The sequence below is a fragment of the Acidaminococcus sp. AM33-14BH genome, assembly GCF_003603525.1.
GTDB lineage: Bacteria > Bacillota > Negativicutes > Acidaminococcales > Acidaminococcaceae > Acidaminococcus > Acidaminococcus intestini.
Window position 1 is genome coordinate 30,950 of record NZ_QTNG01000009.1, and the last position, 24,448, is coordinate 55,397.

Annotated in this window: 27 protein-coding genes and 4 tRNA genes; 7 read left to right on the forward strand and 24 right to left on the reverse strand. The window is 46.9% G+C overall.

The window, feature by feature from the left end:
- Nucleotides 1-34 precede the first annotated feature (34 nt).
- From DW817_RS07420 to gltA, 3 genes are all read left to right on the forward strand, one after another.
- On the forward strand, nucleotides 35-1,519 hold the full coding sequence (locus DW817_RS07420) for a 4-hydroxyphenylacetate 3-hydroxylase family protein (protein WP_022227449.1): 1,485 nt from the start codon (nucleotides 35-37) through the stop codon (nucleotides 1,517-1,519).
- Nucleotides 1,520-1,666: 147 nt separating this feature from the next.
- Nucleotides 1,667-2,524 carry a sulfide/dihydroorotate dehydrogenase-like FAD/NAD-binding protein gene (locus DW817_RS07425; RefSeq protein WP_009014605.1) on the forward strand — a complete coding sequence of 286 codons (858 nt, stop codon included), beginning with the start codon at nucleotides 1,667-1,669 and terminating at the stop codon, nucleotides 2,522-2,524.
- A complete protein-coding gene (gene gltA / locus DW817_RS07430) occupies nucleotides 2,521-3,912 on the forward strand; it encodes an NADPH-dependent glutamate synthase (RefSeq protein WP_009014606.1) in 1,392 nt (463 codons plus the stop codon). Before DW817_RS07425 ends, gltA begins: the two co-directional genes overlap by 4 nt.
- A 120-nt stretch (nucleotides 3,913-4,032) precedes the next feature.
- On the opposite strand, the gene DW817_RS07435 is transcribed toward gltA, so the two are convergent.
- Entirely contained in the window at nucleotides 4,033-5,121 is a 1,089-nt protein-coding gene (locus DW817_RS07435) for a PTS transporter subunit IIC (protein WP_120111903.1), read from the reverse strand.
- A gap of 136 nt (nucleotides 5,122-5,257) precedes the next feature.
- Nucleotides 5,258-5,557: a GNAT family N-acetyltransferase gene (locus DW817_RS07440; protein WP_243634093.1), complete on the reverse strand. Its 300-nt coding sequence runs from the start codon at nucleotides 5,555-5,557 to the stop codon at nucleotides 5,258-5,260.
- A gap of 275 nt (nucleotides 5,558-5,832) precedes the next feature.
- Here DW817_RS07440 and rpoN point away from each other — a divergent pair, with 275 nt between their 5' ends.
- On the forward strand, nucleotides 5,833-7,191 hold the full coding sequence (gene rpoN, locus DW817_RS07445) for an RNA polymerase factor sigma-54 (RefSeq protein ID WP_243634094.1): 1,359 nt from the start codon (nucleotides 5,833-5,835) through the stop codon (nucleotides 7,189-7,191).
- A gap of 171 nt (nucleotides 7,192-7,362) precedes the next feature.
- Entirely contained in the window at nucleotides 7,363-7,566 is a 204-nt protein-coding gene (locus DW817_RS11085; protein ID WP_367401162.1) for a hypothetical protein, read from the forward strand.
- A gap of 66 nt (nucleotides 7,567-7,632) precedes the next feature.
- On the opposite strand, the gene DW817_RS07450 is transcribed toward DW817_RS11085, so the two are convergent.
- The 11 genes from DW817_RS07450 to DW817_RS07500 all read right to left on the reverse strand — a co-directional run bounded on the left by DW817_RS07450 (nucleotide 7,633) and on the right by DW817_RS07500 (nucleotide 18,228).
- Nucleotides 7,633-9,096, reverse strand: a complete 1,464-nt coding sequence (locus DW817_RS07450) for a cell wall metabolism sensor histidine kinase WalK (protein ID WP_120111914.1) — start codon at nucleotides 9,094-9,096, stop codon at nucleotides 7,633-7,635.
- On the reverse strand, nucleotides 9,093-9,779 hold the full coding sequence (locus DW817_RS07455) for a response regulator transcription factor (protein ID WP_035224156.1): 687 nt from the start codon (nucleotides 9,777-9,779) through the stop codon (nucleotides 9,093-9,095). The genes DW817_RS07450 and DW817_RS07455 overlap by 4 nt, the downstream gene beginning before the upstream one ends.
- A 171-nt stretch (nucleotides 9,780-9,950) precedes the next feature.
- Complete coding sequence (pta, locus tag DW817_RS07460; protein ID WP_009014612.1) at nucleotides 9,951-10,964, reverse strand: phosphate acetyltransferase; 1,014 nt, start codon at nucleotides 10,962-10,964, stop codon at nucleotides 9,951-9,953.
- Between the two features lie 117 nt (nucleotides 10,965-11,081).
- A complete protein-coding gene (locus tag DW817_RS07465) occupies nucleotides 11,082-11,606 on the reverse strand; it encodes a cysteine hydrolase family protein (protein WP_021736559.1) in 525 nt (174 codons plus the stop codon).
- Nucleotides 11,607-11,691: 85 nt separating this feature from the next.
- Nucleotides 11,692-12,843, reverse strand: a complete 1,152-nt coding sequence (locus DW817_RS07470) for an aldo/keto reductase (protein ID WP_120112005.1) — start codon at nucleotides 12,841-12,843, stop codon at nucleotides 11,692-11,694.
- 256 nt (nucleotides 12,844-13,099) lie between these two features.
- Complete coding sequence (locus tag DW817_RS07475; RefSeq protein ID WP_120111917.1) at nucleotides 13,100-13,588, reverse strand: GNAT family N-acetyltransferase; 489 nt, start codon at nucleotides 13,586-13,588, stop codon at nucleotides 13,100-13,102.
- A 23-nt stretch (nucleotides 13,589-13,611) separates the two neighbouring features.
- Nucleotides 13,612-14,898: a serine dehydratase subunit alpha family protein gene (locus tag DW817_RS07480; protein WP_120111921.1), complete on the reverse strand. Its 1,287-nt coding sequence runs from the start codon at nucleotides 14,896-14,898 to the stop codon at nucleotides 13,612-13,614.
- A 105-nt stretch (nucleotides 14,899-15,003) separates the two neighbouring features.
- Nucleotides 15,004-15,255: a glutaredoxin gene (locus tag DW817_RS07485; protein ID WP_009014617.1), complete on the reverse strand. Its 252-nt coding sequence runs from the start codon at nucleotides 15,253-15,255 to the stop codon at nucleotides 15,004-15,006.
- Nucleotides 15,256-15,285: 30 nt separating this feature from the next.
- Nucleotides 15,286-16,539, reverse strand: a complete 1,254-nt coding sequence (locus DW817_RS07490; protein WP_009014618.1) for a dicarboxylate/amino acid:cation symporter — start codon at nucleotides 16,537-16,539, stop codon at nucleotides 15,286-15,288.
- 117 nt (nucleotides 16,540-16,656) lie between these two features.
- Nucleotides 16,657-17,832: a MalY/PatB family protein gene (locus DW817_RS07495; protein ID WP_009014619.1), complete on the reverse strand. Its 1,176-nt coding sequence runs from the start codon at nucleotides 17,830-17,832 to the stop codon at nucleotides 16,657-16,659.
- Between the two features lie 12 nt (nucleotides 17,833-17,844).
- Nucleotides 17,845-18,228: a RidA family protein gene (locus DW817_RS07500; RefSeq protein ID WP_009014620.1), complete on the reverse strand. Its 384-nt coding sequence runs from the start codon at nucleotides 18,226-18,228 to the stop codon at nucleotides 17,845-17,847.
- Between the two features lie 203 nt (nucleotides 18,229-18,431).
- On the opposite strand from DW817_RS07500, the gene DW817_RS07505 reads away from it, so the two are divergent.
- The gene (locus tag DW817_RS07505) at nucleotides 18,432-19,181 is read left to right on the forward strand and encodes a helix-turn-helix domain-containing protein (RefSeq protein WP_120111924.1); all 750 of its coding nucleotides are present in this window, start codon (nucleotides 18,432-18,434) and stop codon (nucleotides 19,179-19,181) included.
- A gap of 142 nt (nucleotides 19,182-19,323) precedes the next feature.
- Here the strand turns inward: DW817_RS07505 and DW817_RS07510 are convergent, their stop codons facing one another.
- The 5 genes from DW817_RS07510 to DW817_RS07530 all read right to left on the reverse strand — a co-directional run bounded on the left by DW817_RS07510 (nucleotide 19,324) and on the right by DW817_RS07530 (nucleotide 22,235).
- Complete coding sequence (locus DW817_RS07510; RefSeq protein ID WP_021736523.1) at nucleotides 19,324-19,515, reverse strand: helix-turn-helix domain-containing protein; 192 nt, start codon at nucleotides 19,513-19,515, stop codon at nucleotides 19,324-19,326.
- A gap of 623 nt (nucleotides 19,516-20,138) precedes the next feature.
- The gene (locus DW817_RS07515; protein WP_009014623.1) at nucleotides 20,139-20,330 is read right to left on the reverse strand and encodes a helix-turn-helix domain-containing protein; all 192 of its coding nucleotides are present in this window, start codon (nucleotides 20,328-20,330) and stop codon (nucleotides 20,139-20,141) included.
- Nucleotides 20,331-20,814: 484 nt separating this feature from the next.
- The gene (locus tag DW817_RS07520; RefSeq protein ID WP_009014624.1) at nucleotides 20,815-21,003 is read right to left on the reverse strand and encodes a helix-turn-helix domain-containing protein; all 189 of its coding nucleotides are present in this window, start codon (nucleotides 21,001-21,003) and stop codon (nucleotides 20,815-20,817) included.
- Nucleotides 21,004-21,328: 325 nt separating this feature from the next.
- Nucleotides 21,329-21,553, reverse strand: coding sequence for an excisionase family DNA-binding protein (locus DW817_RS07525; protein WP_120111928.1), 225 nt, complete (start codon nucleotides 21,551-21,553; stop codon nucleotides 21,329-21,331).
- Nucleotides 21,554-22,040: 487 nt separating this feature from the next.
- On the reverse strand, nucleotides 22,041-22,235 hold the full coding sequence (locus DW817_RS07530; RefSeq protein WP_009014626.1) for a helix-turn-helix domain-containing protein: 195 nt from the start codon (nucleotides 22,233-22,235) through the stop codon (nucleotides 22,041-22,043).
- 427 nt (nucleotides 22,236-22,662) lie between these two features.
- On the opposite strand from DW817_RS07530, the gene DW817_RS07535 reads away from it, so the two are divergent.
- Nucleotides 22,663-22,746 (forward strand) — tRNA-Leu (locus DW817_RS07535).
- A gap of 46 nt (nucleotides 22,747-22,792) precedes the next feature.
- Here the strand turns inward: DW817_RS07535 and DW817_RS07540 are convergent.
- From DW817_RS07540 to DW817_RS07565, 6 genes are all read right to left on the reverse strand, one after another.
- Nucleotides 22,793-23,269 (reverse strand): S-ribosylhomocysteine lyase, encoded by a 477-nt coding sequence (locus tag DW817_RS07540; protein WP_009014627.1) that lies wholly within the window; start codon nucleotides 23,267-23,269, stop codon nucleotides 22,793-22,795.
- A 94-nt stretch (nucleotides 23,270-23,363) separates the two neighbouring features.
- Nucleotides 23,364-23,439 (reverse strand) — tRNA-Lys (locus DW817_RS07545).
- A gap of 3 nt (nucleotides 23,440-23,442) precedes the next feature.
- Nucleotides 23,443-23,518, reverse strand: a tRNA-Gln gene (locus DW817_RS07550).
- 16 nt (nucleotides 23,519-23,534) lie between these two features.
- Nucleotides 23,535-23,610, reverse strand: a tRNA-His gene (locus DW817_RS07555).
- Between the two features lie 127 nt (nucleotides 23,611-23,737).
- Complete coding sequence (locus tag DW817_RS07560; RefSeq protein WP_009014628.1) at nucleotides 23,738-24,166, reverse strand: HutP family protein; 429 nt, start codon at nucleotides 24,164-24,166, stop codon at nucleotides 23,738-23,740.
- A gap of 28 nt (nucleotides 24,167-24,194) precedes the next feature.
- Nucleotides 24,195-24,425: a hypothetical protein gene (locus DW817_RS07565; RefSeq protein ID WP_009014629.1), complete on the reverse strand. Its 231-nt coding sequence runs from the start codon at nucleotides 24,423-24,425 to the stop codon at nucleotides 24,195-24,197.
- Nucleotides 24,426-24,448 lie beyond the last annotated feature (23 nt).

Below are 24,448 nucleotides of genomic sequence, written 5' to 3' on the forward strand. Positions count from 1 at the left end.
CGGGCCCCCTTTTCCTAAAGGAGGAAAACCCATCATGACACTCATGACTGCCAGTGAATACATTGAAAGCCTACGCAAACTGAAGACTCGAGTCTATATGTTTGGGGAAAAAATCGACAACTGGGTCGACCATCCCATCATTCGTCCGTCCATCAACTGCGTTGCCATGACCTATGCCCTGGCCCAGGATCCAAAATATAAGGACCTCATGACAGCAACGAGCAACCTGACGGGCCACACCATCAACCGTTTCACCCATCTGCACCAGTCCCCGGAAGACCTCATCAAGAAAGTCAAGATGCAGCGACTTCTCGGTCAGAAAACAGCCAGCTGCTTCCAGCGCTGCGTCGGTATGGACTCCTTCAACGCCGTATACTCCACGACCTATGAAATCGACGAAAAATACGGCACCCATTACCACGAAAACTTCAAGAAGTTCCTCATCTACGTCCAGGATAATGACCTGACCGTAGACGGCGCCATGACGGATCCTAAAGGGGACCGCTCCAAGGCGCCTCATGAACAAAAAGACCCGGACGTCTTCGTCCATGTCGTGGAACGCCGTCCTGACGGCATTGTCGTCTGCGGCGCCAAGGTTCACCAGACAGGTTCCATCAATTCCCATTGGCACATCTTCATGCCCACCATCTCCATGAAGGAAGCCGATAAGGATTGGGCCGTCAGCTTTGCCTGCCCGACCGACGCCGAAGGCCTCTACATGGTCTATGGCCGTCAGTCCTGCGATACCCGCAAGATGGAAGACGGCGCCAACATCGATCTTGGAAACGCAAAATTTGGCGGTCAGGAAGCCCTGGTCGTCCTCGATCACGTCTTCATCCCTAATGACATGATCTTCCTCAATGGCGAAACAGAATTTGCCGGCATGATGGTTGAACGCTTTGCTGGCTACCACCGTCAGTCCTACGGTGGCTGCAAAGTCGGTGTCGGCGACGTCCTCATCGGTGCCGCTGCCCTTGCCGCTGAATATAACGGCGTTGAAAAGGCAAGCCATATCAAGGATAAACTCATTGAAATGACCCACCTCAACGAAACGCTCTTTAGCTGTGGTCTTGCCTGCTCCTGCGAAGGCTGCGCCACGAAGGCCGGGAACTACCAGATTGACCTGCTGCTTGCCAACGTCTGCAAGCAGAACGTCACCCGTTTCCCCTATGAAATCGTCCGTCTTGCCGAAGATATCGCCGGCGGTGTCATGGTCACCATGCCAAGCGAAAAGGACTTCAAGTCCGATATGGTTGTCGGCAAAAATGGGGAAACCATTGGAGAAATCTGCAAGAAGTTCTTTGTTGGCCGCGATGACATCCCAACGGAAAAACGGCAGCGCATCATGCGCTTCATCGAAAACATGTGTCTTGGCAGCGCCGCCGTAGGCTACCGCACGGAATCTCTCCACGGTGCCGGCTCTCCGCAGGCCCAGCGCATCATGATTGCGCGCCAGGGAAACATCGCCCAGAAGAAGGAATTTGCTAAAATCATTGCGGGAATCGTCGATAAGGATTAAAATAGTAAAATAAGCGTCGTGATACGTTTTAAATCCATCTTTAAAGCGTGACATGATCCTGCGCAAATAAGGCAGACCCGCGCCTACGCCTTTGTAGGTTGGGCCTGCCTTCCCGTTGCAGGCTGTACAGTCACAAAAGGAGAGATCATGCCTAAGAAGTTTGAAATCATCCACAAAAGGGTGCTGAACCCTGAAATGAGCTCGATTTCGGTCTATGCTCCCTGGATTGCTGCCAAAGCAAAACCGGGCCAATTCATCATTCTCCGTTCGAACGAAGAAGCAGAACGGATTCCTCTCACCATTTCCAGCCATGACGACGGACTCATTACGGTCATCTTCCAAAAAGCCGGTGCTGGCACGATGGAACTGGATCTTTTGAATGAAGGCGACTGTCTGGCCGATATGGCAGGTCCCCTTGGCAAACCGACCCCTGTTGAGGGCTATGGCCGTGTTGCCGTGTTAGGCGGCGGTCTTGGCTGCGCCATTGCCCTGCCGGTTGCCCGCGGTCTTCATGAGGCCGGCAACCAAGTTGATCTCATTGCTGGATTCAGAAATGAAGAACGTGTCATTCTCCAAGATGAAATGAAAGCAGCCTGTACCGATCTTCATACCTGTACCGATGATGGTTCCTTCGGCTACCATGGCTTTGTCACCAATAAGCTCGAAGAACTCATCAAAAGCGGCGTCAAGTTCAATCAGATCTTTGCCATTGGGCCCCTTCCCATGATGAAGTTTGCGACCCTCATGGCCAAGAAGTATGACATTCCTTGCATGATCAGCATGTGCCCCCTCATGATTGACGGAACGGGTATGTGCGGTTGCTGCCGCGTCACTGTTGGCGGTGAAACGAAGTTTGCCTGCGTCGATGGACCGGACTTTGACGGCTATCTGGTTGATTTTGATGAAGCCATCGAACGCAACCGCACCTACCAGGCCTTCGAAACGGAGCGTCGCGAGGAAGAAGCAGAACACATCTGCAATCTCACAGGGGAGGTCCGCAAATGAGTATCAACATGCAAGCTGAAAAGACGCCCATGCCGACCCAGGCACCGGACGTGAGAAACCATAATTTCAAGGAAGTAGCCCTGGGCTATACGGAAGAACAAGCCATCAACGAAGCAAAGCGCTGCCTGCAGTGCAAGAAGCCGTTGTGTGTCACGGGCTGTCCTGTCGGGATTCCTATCCCCCAGTTCATTGCCAAAGTCGCTGAAGGCGATTTCCGCGGTGCCTTTGACATCATCTCTTCGGCTAACGCCCTGCCCCGCATCTCGGGCCGCGTCTGCCCTCAGGAAACACAGTGCGAAGGCAAATGCGTCCGCGGCATCAAGAATGAACCGGTTGCCATCGGTCGCCTGGAACGTTTCGTTGCTGACTGGGCCGCTGAACATGCAGCCGATATCATCTGTGTAGATCCCCAAAATGGTCATAAAGCCGCGGTCATCGGCTCCGGCCCGGCGGGTCTTACCTGCGCCGGTGAACTTGCCCGCAAAGGATTTGACGTAACTGTCTTTGAAGCGTTCCACGTAGCGGGCGGTGTATTGAGCTACGGCATTCCTGAATTCCGTCTGCCAAAATCCATCGTGGCTTCCCAGGTTGAAAAACTGAAGGAACTGGGCGTCAAATTTGATACGGACATGGTCATCGGCAAAGTTCTCACCATTACGGAACTCATGAAGGAACATGGCTATGAAGCTGTCTTCATTGCTTCCGGTGCCGGCCTGCCCCAGTTTATGCATATTCCCGGTGAAGGCCATGTGGGCGTCTATTCCGCCAACGAATACCTCACCCGTATCAACCTCATGAAGGCCTATGATGAAAAGAGCAGCACACCGGTCTTAAAAAGTAAGTCCGCAGCAATTGTCGGCGGCGGCAACGTGGCTATGGACGCGGCTCGCTGCGCCAAACGTCTGGGGGCCGATGTCCACATCGTTTATCGCCGCGGTGAAGCTGAACTGCCAGCACGACTCGAAGAAATCCATCACGCCAAGGAAGAAGGAATCCACTTCAACTTCCTTACAAGCCCGGTTGAAATCCGCGCCGATGAAAAAGGCCGCGTTTCTTCCCTTGTCTGCCAGAAGATGGAACTGGGTGAACCGGATGCTTCGGGGCGCCGCCGTCCTGTACCCATCAAGGGCAGCGAATTTGAACTGCCGGTTGATATGGTCATCATGGCTATTGGGACGCGTCCCAACCCCATGAGCTATGACGATACACCGAATCTTGACCGCACGAAGAAAGGTACCGTTGCTGCAAGCGATGACACCTGTGCTACGTCTGTTCCCGGCGTTTACGCTGGCGGTGATGCCGCAACCGGCGCCGCTACAGTCATCCTTGCCATGGGTGCCGGAAAGAAAGCCGCAGCCGCCATGGCAGACTACATGCTAAAAAAATAAGCATCATCAACGCAACCGTTAACAGCTGCAGATAGTACTCTGCAGCTGTTTTTCTTCATTCAAAAAGGAGGCCCCCTCAGGGAGTCTCCTTTTTCCTTTATGGAAGGGAGCACCATAAGCTCAAAGTTTCATATCCCCGTTTTTGACCCAGCCCAGGCGGCAGCAGCCTTGATTGATGATGGGAGATAGGATGGCTGGCAGGACAAAGGAAATAAAAAGAAGACCCAGCCAGTCAAAGGACGTAATCGCCGCTTTGGTCCCCGCTGCCATATCAGAGATCCATCCTGTAAATACACCAATCTGTCCTACAAGACCACAGGTCCCCATGCCAGAAGAAACGGCCGCTCCATCCATTCGCAGCTTAAAGACACAGGTTGCCAGCGGTCCCGTTATGGCAGAAGCAAAGATGGGCCCAATCCAGATGCGCGGGTTCCTAACGATGTTGGGCATCTGCAGCATGGATGTGCCAAGACCTTGAGACAGCAGGCCGCCCACTCCATTTTCCCGGTAGGACTGGACGGCAAAGCCAATCATCTGAGCCGAGCAGCCTGCTACAGCAGCGCCGCCGGCAAGACCGGTGAGGCCCAAGGCCGCACAGATGGCAGCCGATGAAATCGGAAGGGTAAGGGCAATGCCAACAAAAACGGAAACAAGGATGCCCATAAGAAAGGGCTGCAATTCCGTAGCCCACATGATGACAGTCCCTGTCTGCATCGCAAGTTTCCCTAAGGGCGGCGCCCATAAAGCTGCGAGCGTAGCACCGACACCGATGGTCACAAGGGGCGTTACAAGGATATCGACTTTTGTTTCCCCAGCGGCCAGTTTCCCGATTTCACTTGTGGCTATGGCGACAAAAAGCACCGCCAAAGGCCCACCAGCGCCGCCCAGTGCATTGGTTGCAAACCCTACAGTGAGAAGCGAATAAAGGACCAAGGGCGGACAATGCAGCGCGCGGCCAATGGCAACTGCCATGGCAGGTCCGCTCATGGCCATAGCAAGGCCGCCAACCGTATACTTGATGCCGCCTACGGTCGCAACGACAATCTTTAAGGCATGGATATCAAAAAGAAGGCCCATGGCATTGATGATGGTCCCTATGAGCAAGGAACAAAAAAGACCTTGTGCCATGGCCCCCATGGCATCAATGAGATATCGTTTGGTTGAAATTTCTACGTCCTTCTTTTTTAAAAATGCCTGAATCGCTTCCATTTGTTTTCCTCCCTGATGCTCGTGCTCTCTTTCGCATCTTGTATACAAGATATATCAAGAAAAAGGATACGCTCTGGAAAATATCCTGTCAACTTATATGACAAGACAATTATGATTTCAAAAAAAAACACCCTTTTTATGCGTCCCCTACATCTTTTTTTCGCATAAAGAAAAAGATGAGGCTTTCTTTGCCTGTCCCACAGTTCTTTTTACGCCGCAAAAGAACGAATTCTTCCCGCTGATAGACCCAGATGACTCCCATCTTTTTGCTAAAAGCTGCAACGGTGAGTGCACTCCCTTCATTTTTGACAGCGTCGATCAGTGCCTTTCCCCTACCTTTTTTCCGATATGCTAGCCCAACAAAAAGACCCTCAATAGAGCTTTTTATAAGATCAATGAAGCCAAGGATGATTCCTGCATCTTTAGCTGCAATCATATGCGCCTCAGGGAAAGGGCTCTTGACACAGGTCAAATTGTCCTCAAAATAGAAAGCATCGATGAAGGGATAGGTGTCAAGATTTCCCTCCAGCCAAAATCCAAACACTGTATCAAGGCAGCGCTTTTCATGGTGCGCAGGTTCATAACAGCTCCTTTCTCCAATCTTTCCTTTGGTTTAGATGAAAGCCCTCTTTCTGTCAAAGAGGGAACGAAAAGAAAACAAAAATGCAAATGTCCACCCTCTCCCATGATATAATAAAAAGAAGAAAACCTATGAAAGGAGTCCTCGCCATGCCTTTATCCATGACCCTTGAACCGGTCCAAAAACAGCAGCTCACGCAGCACCTCATCCAGCAGATGAACCTCCTCCAAATGACGAGCGAGGAACTAGATGCCTTTGTGGCAAGGGAAGTGGAGCAAAATCCCCTCCTTGACTTCCCTGAAGAGCGGGAAACATGGCGGGAAGAAGGACCGGAATGGCGCCGCATGCACCTAAGGGCGCGAGATCCCAGCGATGATCCCCCTTCAAGCCCTGTGGAAAATGCCCACGCCCTTGAAATGACCTTGGAAGCCTTTTTGGATGACCAGATTGGTTGCCTTTCCCTCTCGCCTCTTGAAGCACGTCTTGCCTATTTCATTGCTGGCACCTTGGATCCCAGCGGATATTGGAGGGAAGATCCTGTCGCTGTTGCAGAACGCTTTGACGCAACGGAAGAAGTGGTCCTTGCCGTCCTTCAACAGGTGCAGCATCTCGAACCCTGCGGCGTTGCAGCCCGTTCCCTCAAAGAGTGTCTCCTCATGCAGCTTGCCCAGCAAAAAGGCGACACATCCCTTGCCCAAAAGATCATCGAAGAGGGGCTTGATGATCTTGCAAGGAATCGGATTCCCCAGCTTGCCTCCCGGTTTAACGTGACAAAAGAGGCAATTCTTGCGGCGCGGGACCTCATCCGCAGCCTGAATCCCAAGCCCGGCACCGCCTTTAGTGAAGCAGGCCCCGTGGAATTTCTCCACGAAGATGCCTTCGTCAAGACGACGGAAAAAGGGCTTAAAATCACCCTGTCAACATCCTATGGCAGGACGCTTGTCATCAACAAGGGATATCTGTCGATCTTAGACAACTCGAATCGGCCCAAAGTTAAGGAATACCTAAAAAAAGAGCTTAAAAGGGCCAAAGAGCTTCAAGCCCTCTTAAAAAGCCGCGAAGATACGCTCGCTGTTGTCCTCGATGCTCTTGCAACGCACCAGGAACGCTTTTTCCGCTATGGGCCGGGACATAAAGTGCCCTTAAAACTGGCGGATCTTGCGGATGATACGGGTTTTGCCATTTCCACAATCAGCCGCGCCCTCTCCCATAAGGTCATCGCCTGCCGTTGGGGCGCTTACCCAGCAGATGCCTTCCTTGTCGGGACGGCTGCCAAAGCCTCTGAGGAAAAAGGAACGGAAACAACGGATGAAGCCTTGGAACTTGCCCTGCAATCCCTCATTGATGACGAAGATAAGCACCATCCCTTGAGCGACCAAACCCTTTGCGACAAGCTCAACGCAATGGGCATTCCCGTAGCCCGCCGGACGGTCAATAAATACCGTACCAAACTTGGTATTCCCGGCAAAAGCGCCCGCAAAGTCTGGTAAAAAGGAATCGAACCAAAGAAAATGGACCCATTGGCTGCAACCTGCGTAGGGTCCATTTTTTACTGATGTGAAACCTCTTTTGAACAGACGGCTGAACACACTCTCAGCAAAGTAAAGGATATCCATTCTGTGAAAAAAAATGGCACAGGAAATCAAAAATGAGCCCCCCGCATCTCTTCCAAGGAATTGGTTGATTTTCTCTTTGAACAGCCTTACTGCAAGATTCGCTTTTTGGTCAGCCGTAACATGGCAAAAGCGCGGACTGCTTCAAAATACTCGTACCAACTTCACGAAAGAGGATTTTTAGATGTTCCGAGTATTGGCTGTAAAAAAAAGGTTATCAACCCACAATTGTGGGATATCCTGACTCGATAATGTAAAAAAGACACGATGAAAAAATGATTGTTTTCATTCTTTCATCGTGCCTTTTTCGACTTTTCCTTATTCTTTGGGATTATCTTCCTGGTACAGGGGCAGGGTCACGACAATCTTCGTGCCGAAATGTTCGCGGCTTGTGAGGGCGATCGTGCCATGATGCTGCTCAATGATATGCTTGACAATGGAAAGACCTAAGCCCGTACCGCCTATGCGCTTGCTGCGGCTTTCTTCAACGCGGTAGAAACGTTCAAAGACGCGGTCCTGTTTATCCTTGGGGATCCCGATGCCCGTATCTTCAACGGTAAAAAGAAGGTTCCTGCCGGTTTCTGCTTTTTCCATCGTTACGTAGACATGTCCACCAGGGCGATTGTACTTTACAGCATTATCGACAAGGTTCAGAACCACTTCGCGCAGCATATCGCTGTGCCCCATGACCTTATCCTCCGTGAGTGCAAGATGGAGCTGGATTTTCTTATCCGCAATCACGGGTTCCATAAAGCCTGCGACACTTTCCGTAATGGATTTGAGGCTTACGGCTACGGCCAGGTCCTGTGTTTCCGGTCCTTCAATCTTTGTGAGGAAAAGGATGCTGTTGATGAGTTCCAAAAGGCGCTTGGATTCCTTCACGATAAGGGCACCAAAACGCGTCACGTCTTCCTTTTTCCCCACCATACCTGCCGCCATCATTTCCGCAAACCCCTGGATGCTTGTAAGCGGCGTCTTCAGTTCATGGGTGACGTTCGCTGTAAACTCGCGTCGCAGCTTTTCCTGCTCCCGACTGATCCGCTTGATGGTCTTTTTATCTTCTTCCAAGGTATAAATATATTCCTGGATGGTACGGCTTTGTTCCGTGATCTTATCGACAAGGGGACTCAGCTCGGGATACGTGGCTGGAAGTTTCGGAATGTCCACTTCCTTATCCGTTGTCACAAGGGGTTTGGTCCCCATGACACGCATGTAATCGGCCGTCTCTGTAAGTGGCCGAAGAAGGCGCTTGGTCAGGTTCGTTGCAACGAAAAAGCAGCCGCTGCCTATGAGGACGAGAAAAATCAGGATATAGGGAATGAGACTGAAATAGGCCGCGTAAACCGTATCCTGACGAATGGCTACCCGCAGAACCGATCCGTTGGGCAGGCGCCGCGCCGCATAATACGTAATATGGTCCAAGGTAGCGGACTGACGCGTAGCAACGCCGTCTACTTCCTTAAGGGCTCGCACAACTTCCGGACGATTGCCATGATTTTCCATTTGGGCAGCGCTGTAATCCGTTTCATAAAGAACGCGCCCATCGTGACCAATCCACGTAAAGCGAAGGCGATGATTGGAAGCCTCAGCAGTTTCCTCAATAAACTCAATGATATCATCCGTACGGGTTGCCTTAGCGGCAATAACCGTGACGGTGTCTTGAAGGACAGTCATGGTCTGCGCCCTAAGGGTTCGCCAAAAGCCAACAGTCAGGAAAAGGAGCGTCAATAGGGCTGCACCGATTCCAATGCCAATAAGACTCAAAAAGATTTTCTTTTTCATGATTCTGGCTCATCAAGCCGGTATCCCACGCCGCGGATTGTCTTGATAATCTGTCCTCCCTCACCGAGCTTCTGACGCAGGCTCTTGATATGCATGTCTATGGTACGGCTTTCACCGGCGTAGGTAAAGCCCCATACAGATTCCATGATCTGTTCCCGTTGGAGCACGATGCCCACGTTCATCATAAGATAGTGGAGCAGTTCAAATTCCTTGGCCGTCAGCATTACCTCTTCCCCATAAGATGAGACGGCATGCTTTAAGGGGTCCAAGGTGACAGGCCCGCACACCAGCATCTCAGAAGGTTTCTCCACTCGGTGGGAACGGCGTAAAACGGCCCTGATCCTTGAAATCAATTCCAAGATGCCAAAAGGTTTGGTGACATAATCATCAGCCCCAATGGTGAGTCCTTTGACAACATCATATTCACTGGTTCGTGCCGTCAGCATGATGACCGGAAGGTCTGCCGTCCTCTCCTTATGCCGGATCTTTTTAAGGATTTCGATTCCACTTTCGCCCGGCAGCATGATATCAAGCAACACCAAATCAGGGATCTTTTTTTCGAGGACTTTATAAAAAGATTCCCCGTCAGCAAATGTCTGTGTCTCAAACTGCTGGCTTTCCAGGGCATAGGCCACAAGTTCACGGATGTTCTCATCATCTTCCACACAGTAGATACAAGGCATCATCACCCCTCCTTTTTTCTTTATTATAATACGAAGTTGGAGTGACGTCCCCTTTTTTGTGTAAAAATTGTGTAAGAATAGAGTACAATTTTTACACAAGGCGAAAAAATAAAAAGCTGCAGGAAAATGAAAATCCATTTTCTTGCAGCTTTTGCAACTTCTTAACCAGAATTACTTCAGGCTGTCAGCAAGGATAGCATCGCTTGCGCAGACAGCAACAACATCAACGATATCGCTGACAGAGCAACCGCGGGACAGGTCGAGGATCGGTTTAGCCAGACCCTGAACCAGAGGCCCAAGGCAGGTAGCGCCGCTGAAGCGTTCAACCAACTTGTAGCCAATGTTAGCGGCAGCAAGGTTCGGGAAAATGAGGACGTTGGCATGGCCAGCTACGCTGGAACCAGGAGCTTTTCTTTCGCCAACTTCAGGAACAAGGGCAGCGTCAGCCTGGAGTTCACCGTCGAAAGCAAAGTCGACATTTCTTTGTTTCAGGATTTCAACAGCCTGCTGAACCTTATCAACGGATTCACCAGTGCCGGATCCCTTCGTGGAATAGGTCAGGAGGGCAACGCGGACATCTTTGATACCCAGGGTATAACGGGCACGGATGGCGCAGCTCGTAGCAATATCAGCAAGCTGTTCAGCTGTCGGGTCAAGGATAACACCGCAGTCACCGAAGACCAGTTTACCGCCTTCACCAAGGTTGGTGTTGCTGAGGACGATAAAGCCGGAGCAAACAGTCTTGTTGCCAGGACGGACACCGATAACCTGGAGACCTGCCTTGATAACATCAGCAGAAGTACGGGTAGAACCAGAAACGCACCCGTCAGCATCGCCCATGGCAACCAAGCCAGCCCCAAAGAAGGTCGTGTCCTTGGTCATGATTTCGCGGGCTTTATCAACGGTCATGCCCTTCTTTTCACGGCGTTTTGCAAAATAAGCGCACAGCTCATCCATGCGTTCATAGGTTGCAGGATTGATGATTTCAATGCCTTCAAAGGAGACACCCAGTCTCTTGGCATCACGGTTCAGCTGTTCAGGATCCCCAACAAGGATGATCTTGGCAAATCCTTCACGAGCAACAATGGCAGCTGCTTTAAGGGCTCTGTCAGAGTTGTTTTCCGGAAGAACGATTCTCTTTTGAATCGGTTTGACGCGAGATTTCAGATGATCAATAAAAGGCATTCCTAACCACTCCTATTTGTTTTTTGAATGAAGAGCTGGGCGCTCCACTTCTAATTTGACATTATATCACGTTTTGTAGATTTGTGCTTGTCCTTGGGACAATTTTTTCTTGAGGGCTCATAAAATTTTCACTTGTGAGCTCCGCATCGTCTCCAGAGCCGCCTCATGGGAATGAGGCGTAACCCCAGCGCAGCAGTGACTGTCGACAAGGACGGGCACTTCGGGCAGGGCTGCCTTGATGATCAGGGCATTGGAAACAACGCAGATATCCGTGCAAAGGCCCACAAGTTCGACGCTCTCGATGGTATCCCGCACTTTTTCAAGCTTTCCAGCAAGAGCAAGGGAGCCAAAAGCTTCCTTTTCCACTTTTTCCGCGCCAAGCCGTTCCGCCAGATTCTCCAGTTCCGGCACAAGGCGATGACCAGCCGTTCCTTTGATGCAATGCGGCACAGGAAGGATCCTGCCTTCCTGCGTTTTGAGGTAATCAGCCCCATGGGTATCGAGGGTGAAAATGACCGTTCCATCAAAATGGGCGGCTTTTTCTGCCACGCGGGGCACAATGGCCTGGGCTTCCTTGGTACCAAGACTTCCTGAAACAAAATCTTCCTGCATATCGACAACAATCAAGACCTTTTTCTTCATGACCCGTCTCCTCCATGCTTTTGCGCCATTATACCATGGGAACTACAGGTCCTTATGCTGTCTGTCTTGTCACTGTGACGTTTTATTATCCTTTCTTTGGTTCTTCAAACGTCGCTGCCGCCTCCTTAAGGAATTTGCGAATCGTCAAATGCTGGGGACAGACATGCTCGCAGGCACCGCAGAGAATGCAGTCACTGGCCTTTCCTGCATTTGCTGTCACAACATTTTGATAGTAAAAATTGGCATTATGATTGTTGAAGACACGCATGGAATTGAGAAGGGAAAAAATATCTGGAATAGGAATCTTCTTCGGGCAGTGATTTTCTTCGATGCAGTAGCGGCACGCCGTACAAGGGACAGCGTCAAGCTGGCTGAAGACTTCGACAACGCCGTCTAGGGTTCTTTTTTCTTTATCCGTAAGAGGTTTGAAATCCTTCATGAAAGACGTATTGTCCGCCACCTGGGAAAGCGTGCTCATGCCCGATAAAACCATGAAAATTCCCTCATGACCTGCCACGAAACGAATGGCATAGCTTGCGTTTGACGCCTTGGGATAAGCGCCCTGCTGGAGGGTATCGAAAAGATGCTGCGCCTTTGGCGGCAGCTTTACAAGACTCCCGCCCTTAACGGGTTCCATGACAATCACGGGTTTATGAAGGCGGAGACATGTCTCATAAACCCGTCTTGCGTCAACGGCAGTGCTTTCCATATCAATATAGTTCATCTGGATCTGGACAAATTCAACATCCGGGTGATCTCCCAAAATCCGTTCCAAGACCTCTGCCTTATCATGGAAAGAAAGGCCCACATGGCGGATCTTGCCTTCTTTTTTAAGGGCAAAGGCGGCCTCATAAGCATGGCAGCGCTGGAACTTATCATAGTTGCCAAGATTCTGGGCATGCATCAGGTAAAAGTCAAAATAACTGACGCCGCACCATTGAAGCTGTTTTTCAAAAAAAGGCCGGATATCTGATTCTTGATCAAAATAAGGGGCCGTGAGCTTATTGGCAAGAAGGTAGGCTTCCCGCGGGTAGCGGCTCGTCAAGGCCTCGCGGAGCGCTAGTTCCGATTCACCATTAAGATAAGGATGAGCCGTATCAAAGTAATTGAAGCCTTCCGACAGAAAAAGATCCACCATCTTTGAAAAAGCTGCAAGATCAACTTTCTCCCCAATCATGGGAAGACGCATGGCTCCAAAACCAAGTTTTTTCTTCACTTCTGGAAATCCCGTCTGCATTGTCATCCCTCTCTTTCTAAAAGCGCCGTTTTCATAAAATAATGCGTCCTCGTTCTTTCTCATTATTTTACAATGGAGAAAATAGAAAAGAAAGAATAAAAAACATCGAAGGAATGCGAAAAAGGGTCTCTTCCGAAAGGTACCCCTTAAGGAAAAGACCCCCATGCCCCGCCTTAGGCGGAATAAGGAACGATATAACACCACGAGGTCACCAAGGGTGAACCCAAAAGGCTTTATGTTCTTTCAGGCCTTGATTCTAAACGGCAAAGGTGAGCCTCATCTGGTGCCACACGACATTTCCGTGTGTTGAGCCCGAAACCCCCTCATCGACAAAGCCAAAACGGGCATAGTAATGAATCAAGCGTTTCTTACAGGTAAGGACAAGACCTTTGCGGCCTTCCTTACGGGCCTGTTCAATAAAAGCCATAAGGACCTTAGCAGCAAGACCCTGACATTGATAATCTGGATCCGTATCAAGCCCAAAAATCATCTGCCAGGCCCCATTTTCATCATGCATACCTGCCTTTTCATACATTTCATCCGTAAGATCCCTTTCATCCGTCACAAATCCATTGACAAACGAAACCAGACGTGTCCCGTCAAATAAGAGCAGAAAATGATTCGGGTAGACCGCAACCCGGTCCCTTACAGAAGCTTCCGTCGCCGCCTCCAGTTTGGGAAAGCAGCGTGCTTCAAGGGCTGCAATGGCCGCAACATCTTCTTTTGTCGCCTTCTTCAGTTCCATATCCAAGTCCTTTCTTACGGGCGTTAGGCCCGTCCTTCTTCTTGTTTCTTCTTCAATATATCGATGATGGTCTTTTCCGTCTCCACCATTCCAGGGGAAGCGATGAGGCCCATATTGCGCAGGGTATCTTCTGCTGTTTTACCATTGATTCCATGGTTACTTAAGATATAGCGACCCCGCATGGCAAGTTCTGCCGATGTGAACGAAAGTTCTACTGCTGTAATGCCCTTCATGATACACCCTTGGTTGCCCCCATCGCAAATCATGCCGGTAATGGAACTTGCCATGTTGCTGATTGCTTTTTGGATTTCGTCATGGCCGCCGCCCATGAGATAGACAAGTCCGCAGGCCGCCCCCGTTCCCGCTGCAATGGCACAGCCGCAGAAGGCCGAGAGTTTCCCCGAATATTCCTTGATGTACATACAAACAAGATAACTAAGGCAAATCGAACGAAGAAGCGCCTCTTCCGTTAAATTCCACACTTGCTGATAGGCATATAGAGGCATAGTTGCCATGATTCCATGGGCCCCTGATCCAGTAATGCTCATAGCAGGAAGATTGAGTCCAATCACACGGGCTTCAATAGCTGCATTGCAAAACAAGTTGGCGGTTCGAATGGCATCCTCCGAAACTAGTTTATTATCATTCATGACTTTTAAAGTCCGTGCAAAAGTTGTCTGTTGATTCCGGAGAGCTTCCTCAGCCAAAGCCCGATTCATGATCACCGCCTCTTTCACAAAGGCGATTTCTTCATAGGGTACGGTCTTTATGTAGTCCAGTATGTCCTCTATGCTGCAGCGATGGATGAAGGGAATTTCATTTTCTTCTGCCTGAGCAAGATTATCCGCTGAATAAATGGTCTTTCCATCTTCTTTTATTTCTACCACATGAGTATGGGCATCGCGAATCACGACTTCCGCCTCATGTTTTTTCCCCATGACTACTGCGCGAATCTCAATACGACTTGTAATGCGATTCATAATGACATCGATGATCCCATTTTTGACAAGCCCTTCAGCTTTCTTGACATCTTCTTCCGTTACACCGTCAAGACAGAGGAGTTCCTTTTGCGGATCTGCCGCAACCAAACCAAGGGCCGCGGCAAAATCGTTTCCTACATGGGTCGTATTAGGGATACCACAAGTAAAAGCATTCTTATATAGCCCGCTCGTCAGGTGAAGGACTACCCTTGTCACTTCTTCAGGCAGATGGTTCCGCGCCAACGCTACAGCAAAGGCAATTGCTGCCGGTTCAGTTACACCTAAAGCAGGTTTCATATCTTCTTTGATCAGTCTCGTCAATGCATGCATAAGGCTTTGATCCTTTCTGAAAGTACAGCCATGATAATACCACAAGGTCATCACAGAAGAAACCCGCAAAAGAGAAATCTCACACTTTTGCGGGTAGGGGGTAAACTATTTGAGACAATCCTTGAGAGATAGGGTCTTGGTTCCATCCTCTAAAATCATGCAAGGAATGCCAAGACGCTGTGTTCCACAAATATCCTTATAAAGTGCATCTGTTTCACGAAGTGTCAAGTATTCCTTAAGTCCGGCATGACTTCCTAAAATGTCAACAAAATCAACTTCATACCCCTTTTCTGCAAGAACATGAAGCGCATAGAGGGTATCAGGACACTGATGACTTCCAATGATTTTGATCTGCATAAAAACATCTCCTTTCAAGGCTCAGCTTATCTATTCAGAACAGTTGCAGCTATGATCATGCTTTTTATCCATCCAATCTTTTCCTTCAACCATGCGGGTAATCATCATAGAAGCAACGGTATCACCACTGGCATTGAGGCAGGTTGCCATAGGATCAACGAGGTACCCAATCGTTGCAATGAGGGGAAAAGCTTCCTGAGGGAACCCGAACAGCGTTACAATAAGAAGTTCCCCAACAAGACCGCCGCCTGGTGCTCCTGATAGAACAAAGGCACTCAAAATGGAAACGATGATGGCTTTGATATAGACATCAACCCCAATAAAAGGAATGTTGAAGATACCAAAAAGGAAGGCAATCTTGACGATGGAGGAAAGAACCGAACCGTCCATGTGCATCGTTGCACCCATAGGCAGTACAATGCCGTAAATATCTTCTGGGACGCCGATTTCTTCACAGGCAATCATGCTTGTTGGAAGTGTTGCATTGGAACTTTGCGTACCAAAAGCCGTAATGGCAGGGTTCAATATATTGCTCCAAAATGCGCGGACACCTCGTTTGCCGCCCGCATAATAAGCATATCCACTGAAAAAGATGACAAAATAGAACACACACATGGGGTAGTAGATGAGCATCGTCCGCCCATAATGGCCAATAAGCTGGGGTCCATACTCTCCGACGAGATTGGCAAAGTAAGCGCCAAGACCAATTGGAGCAAGTTTCATGACCATATCAATGAGTGTCATGATAACACAATTGATGTTAGCAATGACTTTTCCCAGAGGAGAATCTTGCCCGCCATTCATGGAAACCGCGACACCTGTGAAAATGGCGGCAATAATGCAGGGGAGCATATTGGAACGGCTGAAAATTTTTGGAAAATCATCGACAGTGAGTGTTTTGACAAGCATTTCTCCAGCGGAAATCGGTTTTGCAAGTTCAACACCCTGCATGGAAACCTGAACTCCACTAGCTGGCGGGAAAATATTGACCACAATGAGAACAACAGCAGCTGCAAAAAGACCCGTTGTTACAAATGTGAGGATAAGGCTGCCCAAGATTTTCCCTAATCGTTTGAGATTCAGCATACTGCCGACGGCATTGGCAATAGAGAAAAAGACCATAGGGGCTACGATTGTAAACATCAGGTTAATAAAGATATCCCCCAAAGGTTTAAGGACTGCGGCCTGTTTTCCCCAGATGACACCAATGAGAGCTCCGAGAAAAATTCCTCCTAAAAGAATCAGAGGAAAGCGATAGGACTTCCAAATCTCATTCTTGTTCATTTTGTTCTCCCTTTCTCTTTCAGCGTTTCCGTCATCCTTCCCCTCGATTCAAAGACAACGAAAATAGGTCAGCATATAATTGGATTGAGTATATATAGATGAACAAATATTGGATACTTATTTACGGATTTTTTCCACAGCTCTTTTCAGCTGCCCCAACGCTTTTTCCAAGGTCTTCCGAGGACAAGCCACATTAAGACGCATATAACCACTTAAAGAGCGGCCAAAAGAATGACCAGGATTGAGTCCTAGTTTTGCCTGATGGATGAAGAAATCCACCAGTTCATCATTCGTCATATGAAGATCGCGGCAATCAAGCCACATAAGGTACGTTGCATCCGGAAGATTTGGTTTGATTTCAGGAATATATTCTTTACAATAAGAACGAACAAAATCAAAATTATCCGAAATGTAGGCAAGAAGCTGTTCCAACCACTCTTCCCCTTCACGATAAGCAGCTTCCATAGCCACAGAACTAAAAGCATTGTTACGGTGAATATCCATGCTGGACCAATAGGTGTCAAAGCGGGCTTTCATATCCTCATCAGGAAAAATTGTTGTTGACGCCTGAAGTCCTGCTAAATTGAAGGTTTTTGTCGCCGATACGCAGGTAATAATATGATCCTTATAAAAGGGAGCCGCAAGAACTGTCGGAGTATGTTTCTTACCATGGAAAATAAGGTCGGAATGAATTTCGTCAGAAACGACGAGAAGTCCGTATTTTTGGCAAATTTTCATCATCTTCTGGATGTCTTCCGCTGTCCAGACGATACCCAAAGGATTATGAGGATTGCAGAAAAGGAACACCTTAGCGTCTTTTGCCTTTTTTTCAAAATCCTCAAGATCAACGGTCCACCCTGTTTCAGTACGGGTCATCTGCGTTTCCGCTACAGTTCGTCCCGTATGTTCCGTAATATCATAGAACTCGGAATAAACAGGCGTCTGGAACAGAATACGGTCTCCTTTTTTTGTAAAAAGCTTGATCAGGGAAGCCATTGCGGGAACAACTCCGATGGCCCAACTCATAAGACGGGTATCAGGATTCCACTGATTGCGTTTTTCTTCCCATTCCCTAACAGCTTCAAAATAACTTGCGGGACGGGATGTATAGCCCCAAATTCCTTCTTCAGCCTTCTTTCTGCATGCGTCAATGATGGGCTGAGCCGTACGAAAATCCATATCCGCTACCCAAAGGGGGATTACATCCATAGTTCCAAAGACCTTTTCCCGCTCATCATACTTGGAAGAACGATTTTGACTCCGATCGATGACTTCATCAAAGTTGTATTTCATAAAAATGTCTCCTTATTCCTTTACTGCCACAACTTCAATCTCTACCCGCGCGCCTTTGGGAAGCGCTCCAACCTCAAACGCTGCCCGAGCAGGGAAAGGTTCCGCAAAATAAGTCCCATACACAGCGTTCATGGCACCAAAATCAGCTATATCCGCTAAGAGGACTGTTGTTTTCACAACATGTTCCATACCAAGATCGGCCCCTTGAAGAATTGCTTTGATGTTTTCAAGAGACTGACGGGTTTGTTGTTCTATGGATTCCGCGGGAAATTCTCCCGTTTGGGGATCAACGGGCAGTTGGCCCGAAACATAAAGAATGGATCCTTTTGAAAGGATTCCCTGACTGTAAGGCCCAATGGCTTTAGGTGCCTTTTCGGTTCTTATTTCTTGTTTCATGATAGCCTCCTTGGTCTTTCTTAGTTGGCCTCATTATAGCTATATTTGAATTATTTAGAAAATTTTATTTTTCTCATAAAATGATAAATAATGAATCATTTTACTTCTTTACATGAGAAAAAGGGTTGTTTTTTCCTTTGTTTCTCTTTAAAATGAAAAAGTCGATTGATTTCATTTTAAATTTGGATTTATAGGAGACAGCCATGGAACCTCTTAAAGAAATTGGAAGCAAGATCAAATTCTACCGTATCCAAAAACATATGACCATCAAGGATTTGGCTGAATCCATCTGCAAAAGTCAAGCAACACTCTATAAGTACGAAAAAGGGCAAATTGCACTCGACCTATCCGTTCTCTATGACATAGCATCGGCTCTTTCTATACCCGTGACAGCACTTCTTTATGAACCACCCCTTCCCAAAAAAGAAATGGCGGCAAGTATTGTGCCTGCTTTTTTTTCTGGCCTCACATCCTTTTATGCCTACACCTATGATGGACGACAGAAGAAAATTCGTGAAAGTCTTATTGAGTGCATTCAAAAGGCTGAAGAGACCGATTCTAGTAACGGTCTCATTCCTTCCCCTTTTTTAGGAGAAGGGAGCTATCTCGTTAAAATGTATATGAATCTTCTCCAAAACGATAATGAACATCTTTGTGAGGATTCTTACTTAGGTCATATGGTTCATTTTGGTGCCATCACAAACTTTATATTTCAAAATTGCAATGCCCGTCTGGATCAGTACATGATTTCTGTTCCCTCACCTTATATAGATAGTGAAACAAAATGGGGTCTGGCATTTGGGATTTCCTCCCGTCCGCTCATGCCCACCGCTGGCAAGGTCCTGCTTTCTAATGTAAGGATTCCCAAGACCAAGGAATTTGCCAAATCGCTAATCCTCACCAAGGAAGATTATCGCCTTATGAAACTCTATAACTATATGGTTGTTGTATAATAAAACCCAAAAAGGGCCCTTCGAGAAGCCGATGCTCTCTTAGGTCCTTTTTTCTTATCATATTCTTTTCAGCAATTCAGAGTCATCCCAGCTATGCTGGGATAAAGTTTTCTGCCTCATTTTTCCCAGGCATTTATATGCCTCAAGTAAAACTGCTTTTTCCTGAGCTAATCCATTCATCAATGGATGCTTTTTTGAAACGCCATTGCCGCCCAATTCGCACAGCCGGGATTCCCCTTCCCGACCGGATCCAAAAACGGACAGTTACGGAGCTTACCCCTAGATATTTTGCTACTTGTTCGATTGAAATCCATTGATCTTTAACATCTGCCATATGTACCAATCCTCCATATTCTCCAAATTCCTTTTCTGCATTGCATAGAACGTGCACCAGAATTCCACTATTACAGTACCATACCGACATCTATTTTTCACTTCTCAATTTCTTACATTATTTTGTAATAGTTTTTATTCAAAAAATTGATTTTCTCTATATCCTTGTCCAAATAAGAACGTTCTGGGCAATCAATTTCCGGTATGTTCATTTTTTCTTTATTTTTTACGGGATCTATCGTTTTTTATGCACGTTTTTTTCTTTTCCCCCATCAAGTGAATCTTTTTCCTATCTGGTTATACCTAATACATCTACTAGTTGATTTCTCTAATCGCAGCGCCTCTTTTCATGGAAACGCCAAAGCGCTTCGTAATTATCTCTTTATTTTACTAAACAAAGAGACTTTATTATTATACTATAGTTCGAATTGTATGGGACTTTAAAAAAATTGAAAAATACGCTATAACAAATAAATATTACTTGCAATAACTTTTTTATCAAAAAGTTAGGGTTAACCATTGGGTTCTCATAAGAAAAAACTCCCCACAGAAGACGTTACCATCCTTCTTTGGGGAGTTCCTACATGAGGGGACCGGCAGCAAACCAACATCCACCCATTCATTTCAACTGAAATTGCTTTTTCCCGATTTAATCCATTCATCAATATCCGAGATCCGAAAACGCCATTGACGGCCAATACGGACAGCAGGGATGTCCTTTCCCGAGCGGATCCAGAAACGTATGGTCACAGCGCTGATGCCAAGATATTCAGAAAGTTCCTCAATGGAGATCCACTGTTTCTCAATCTTTGACATAGAGCATCCTCCTTTCCGTGATTTGATGGGCCATGCCTTCGCAAAGTAAGCAGAAATCATTATAGCAGATTTATATTTCCTTTTCAATTGATTTTAATATATTATTTGATATTTATATTTATTTTATTATTAAATCAATTATCAATTATATAATTTTTTCTTTATACTGAAATTGTTTATTCTTATTCCATCTTTCACTATGATTCTTTTATTCTATTTGTAAAAGATGAAAATTTCATGAAGATTTTACTCTTGCCAATTCATCATCGCGATTTTCTTCTGTTTTCTCTAAATCTCTTTTGTTTTTACCTTTTTATTGTAGTGAATGCATCCTATCAAAACAACAAGTTCCAATCTATAGGAATAGCAAGATCTACAAAATCATAAGAAAAAAATTATTTATGAATGCATGAAAGAAGCGGGGCCTATTCTCTTATGCCCCGCATTTATCATCCGATACGAATCAGCAGCCATTTTCAGGCTGTCATACGAGTTCACTTCTTCCGGATTCAATCCATTCATCAATCTCTTCAATCCGAAAGCGCCATTGACGGCCAATCCGGACAGCCGGAATATCTTTTCCCGAACGGATCCAAGAGCGAATGGTCACGGCACTGATACCAAGATACTCAGACAGCTCTTCAATGGATATCCACTTATGGTCCACCATCATCCTCTCCCATCTCTTTCCGTATTGATAACCATGATACAGCTTCATGTTTATTACGGTTATTATGGTTATTATGGTATTTATTTTCTTTAGTTGGTATTATACTACAAAAAGAAATATAATAAAAGTTGCAATTTTCTTACTTATTATCAAAAAAAAAAAAAAAAACGCTAATATATTAAATTATATAAAATTATACGAAATTATATAGGATAATATATATATTTTCTTTTTCCTTATAGTTTTTATTATTCGCACAAAAAAGAGACCCCTAAGCTTCATGATGCTTACTGAACCAGCCTCAGGGTCCCTCACTTTTTACCCGATTCTATAAAAAGTCTTCCGATCCTGTAGACGGAGGAATATGTGCACACGCCTTTGTTCGAGCGCTGAAATTGCTTCTTCCTGATTGGGTCCATTCATCGACGTCCTCGATCTTGAAGCGCCACTGACTGCCAACCCGAACAGCTGGAATATCCTTTTTCGAACAGATCCAAGAGCGATTGGTCACGGTACTGACATCAGGATATTCAGAACGTTCTTCAATGGATATCCACTTTCTTTAAATTTGAGATATAGCCAGCCTCTCCTTACATGAAATCCATGAGTGACTGAGAAGAAGACGCATCTCGATTTCCTTGGCATCCTGAGAAAAGCCTGACGCGCATTTATGAGCAGATGGCAATCCTTTTGACCTCTTATTCATGGCGTATTCCGCAGCCCAGCAAATCGTATAAAAAGATGAAATCAGTCCCCACCTTTCGTCATCGTGTCCGAATCCCAAGTCCTCATCAAAAAGAAATCATCTTTCTTATGATTCTTCATATCTACTTTTTCTTATCATTCTATTCATCCTTTGATGATTTAGATTGTACTAAAATTTAAATTACATGTAAATTTAGTATTTTCTAATTATAGCGATATCCATAGTAGATAAGGATCCACCCGCAGGATACAAACACATTGTCTTCATCGCAAAAAAGACCCTGCCCTTTTTCAGGCAGAGCCTTCTTTCCCATGGAAAAAGAGGAAAAAATCGGTCAATCATCGAAATTGCTTTTTCCTGATTTGATCCATTCATCAATATCCTTGATTCGGAAACGCCACTGCCGCCCCACCCTTTTTCCAGGCAGGTTCTTTCCACTGCGCAGCCAGTAGCGAACCGTCACAGGACTGACACCGATATATTCGGCGACTTCTTCAATATTGATCCAACGCTCTTTATTTTCATTCATAAGCCCTCGCAATCTACGGCCGCCAGAAAAATCAATTCTGGCTCCTACCGCCCTGCACAGTTCATCCTTATGGAAGGTATGAACCCCTACGACGCTCACCGTATCTCTTTCAGGAATCGTGCTGCGATTTATTTTTTGAATGATGACGATTTATCTTTCATTGAATCATTCTTACATCAAATATATTATATAGTAAATATTTTATAACTTAAAGTTTTGTCCTTTATATCACGATGTTAAAGTAATATTAAGTACCAAGTTTTACAATTTATAAAAATCTACATCTTTTATTTATCAATTTGATAACAAACCCTCCAAATTGTAGACAACTCTTCTCCACGCCTTCCCAAAATCAACATTTGCAATTCTTGTCATTTTAGATTATAATCTTTCATATCCCTGTGTGGCTTGACGCGGGGATCTTTATGCGGATGTGGCGGAATTGGCAGACGCGCTAGACTTAGGATCTAGTGTCTTCGACGTGCAGGTTCAAGTCCTGTCATCCGCACCAAAAAAGGACCTATCGCTTTGAGCGACAGGTCCTTTTCCTTTTTCATTTACACCAAACGACGTTCATAGGGATCACTGCTGATTCCCTTTTTTAGGATTTGTTTGGCCCATTCCTGGGCGCAAAAGAGGGAATGGTCCTTATAGTTGCCGCATTCCTTTTCCTTTGTTCCCGGCACGTCTTCCCATTTTGTCGTTACAATAAGTTCCAACGCTTCCTTGAGGGCTTTTGCCACGTCCCTGGGATCATGGTGGCCCCAGCACAGGAGATGGAAACCTGTGCGGCAGCCAAAGGGAGAGCAGTCAAGATATCCTTTGATGCGAGGGCGTAGATAAAGGGCCAAAAGATGCTCTAAGGTATGCATGCCCCCTGTAGGGATTTCTTCTTTGTTTGGCTGGGCCAGGCGGACATCAAAATTGGAGACAATATCGCCGTGTTCCCCTTGTTCTTCCCCAATGAGACGTACATAGGGGGCAATGACCTTTGTATGGTCAAGGGTAAAGCTTTCGATGATAACTTTTTCCATGATTGTTCCTTTCCGCGTTATCGCATGACAGCAAAAGCCATACATAAATCAAAACTCCCCACCCTCTTTGAGGATAGGGAGCTTACAGTTGAAGTGGTGATCCACCCGGGATTCGAACCCGGGACACCCTGATTAAAAGTCAGGTGCTCTACCAACTGAGCTAGTGAATCAAATGGCTGGGGCAGCTGGACTCGAACCAACGCATGCGGGAGTCAAAGTCCCGTGCCTTACCGACTTGGCTATGCCCCAATAAGCACAAAAAAAGTGGGGTGGCTAGTGAGGATCGAACTCACGCGTGCCGGAGCCACAATCCGGTGTGTTAACCGCTTCACCATAGCCACCATGTCGTACTTATCAGCGACTTTGTCATTTTACCACATCTTATAGGGTGTGTCAACAAAATTGTAAAAGGAAAAACAGGGCGGCAAAGGGAGCCTTCCGGCAACAGCCCATCTTTTAGACTGCGGTTCAGTCCACACCGGCAAGGGTCCGATGAGCAAGGCCAACAGCCATTTCATTGAGGTTCAGAACGCCAACACTCATGAAGATGGCGACGCAGACGTGTTCCCCATAACGAGCAATGCCCACCTTGCCGCCGACATTAAAGCCCGAGGCTTTGGCAATAACCTGGCTTAGGGCTTCATGGGCAGCACCTGCCACAGTTCCAGCCCCGACGTGACTGTCTGAGACGATATGCTGCCGTTCGGCCGCCACCATGGCACGTTCCACAATCTTTGTGACGCTTGGCAAAAACTCACCGCCAAAATTAACGGCAGCCGTACGGAATCCTTCTTTGGCGTAATTTGCTTTCAGGCGGTCCTCATCGTCCCTTGTTTCAGACATGGCCATGCGCAGGGCCGCTCTCCCAACATCAATGCTGAAAATTTCTTTTTCCATTGTTTTGCTCCATTCCTACTTCGATTCATCAATAGGACCGATCACCCATGAGGGGATGATGGACCCGTTTAAGTGTCAGTTTCTTAGCAATCTCCACAGCTTCCTTGAGGTGAACATCGGTTTTAAAATCCTTGTCCTCAAAAATACACATGGGATCGTCCACACCAATCTCACTGCCCGGCATATATAGATATTGGTCATTATCTGGATCACCGAGGATGTACCCAGCTCTCAGTTCTTCTGCAATGATTACGGACACAGCGAGGCCTCCTTTGCTTTTTC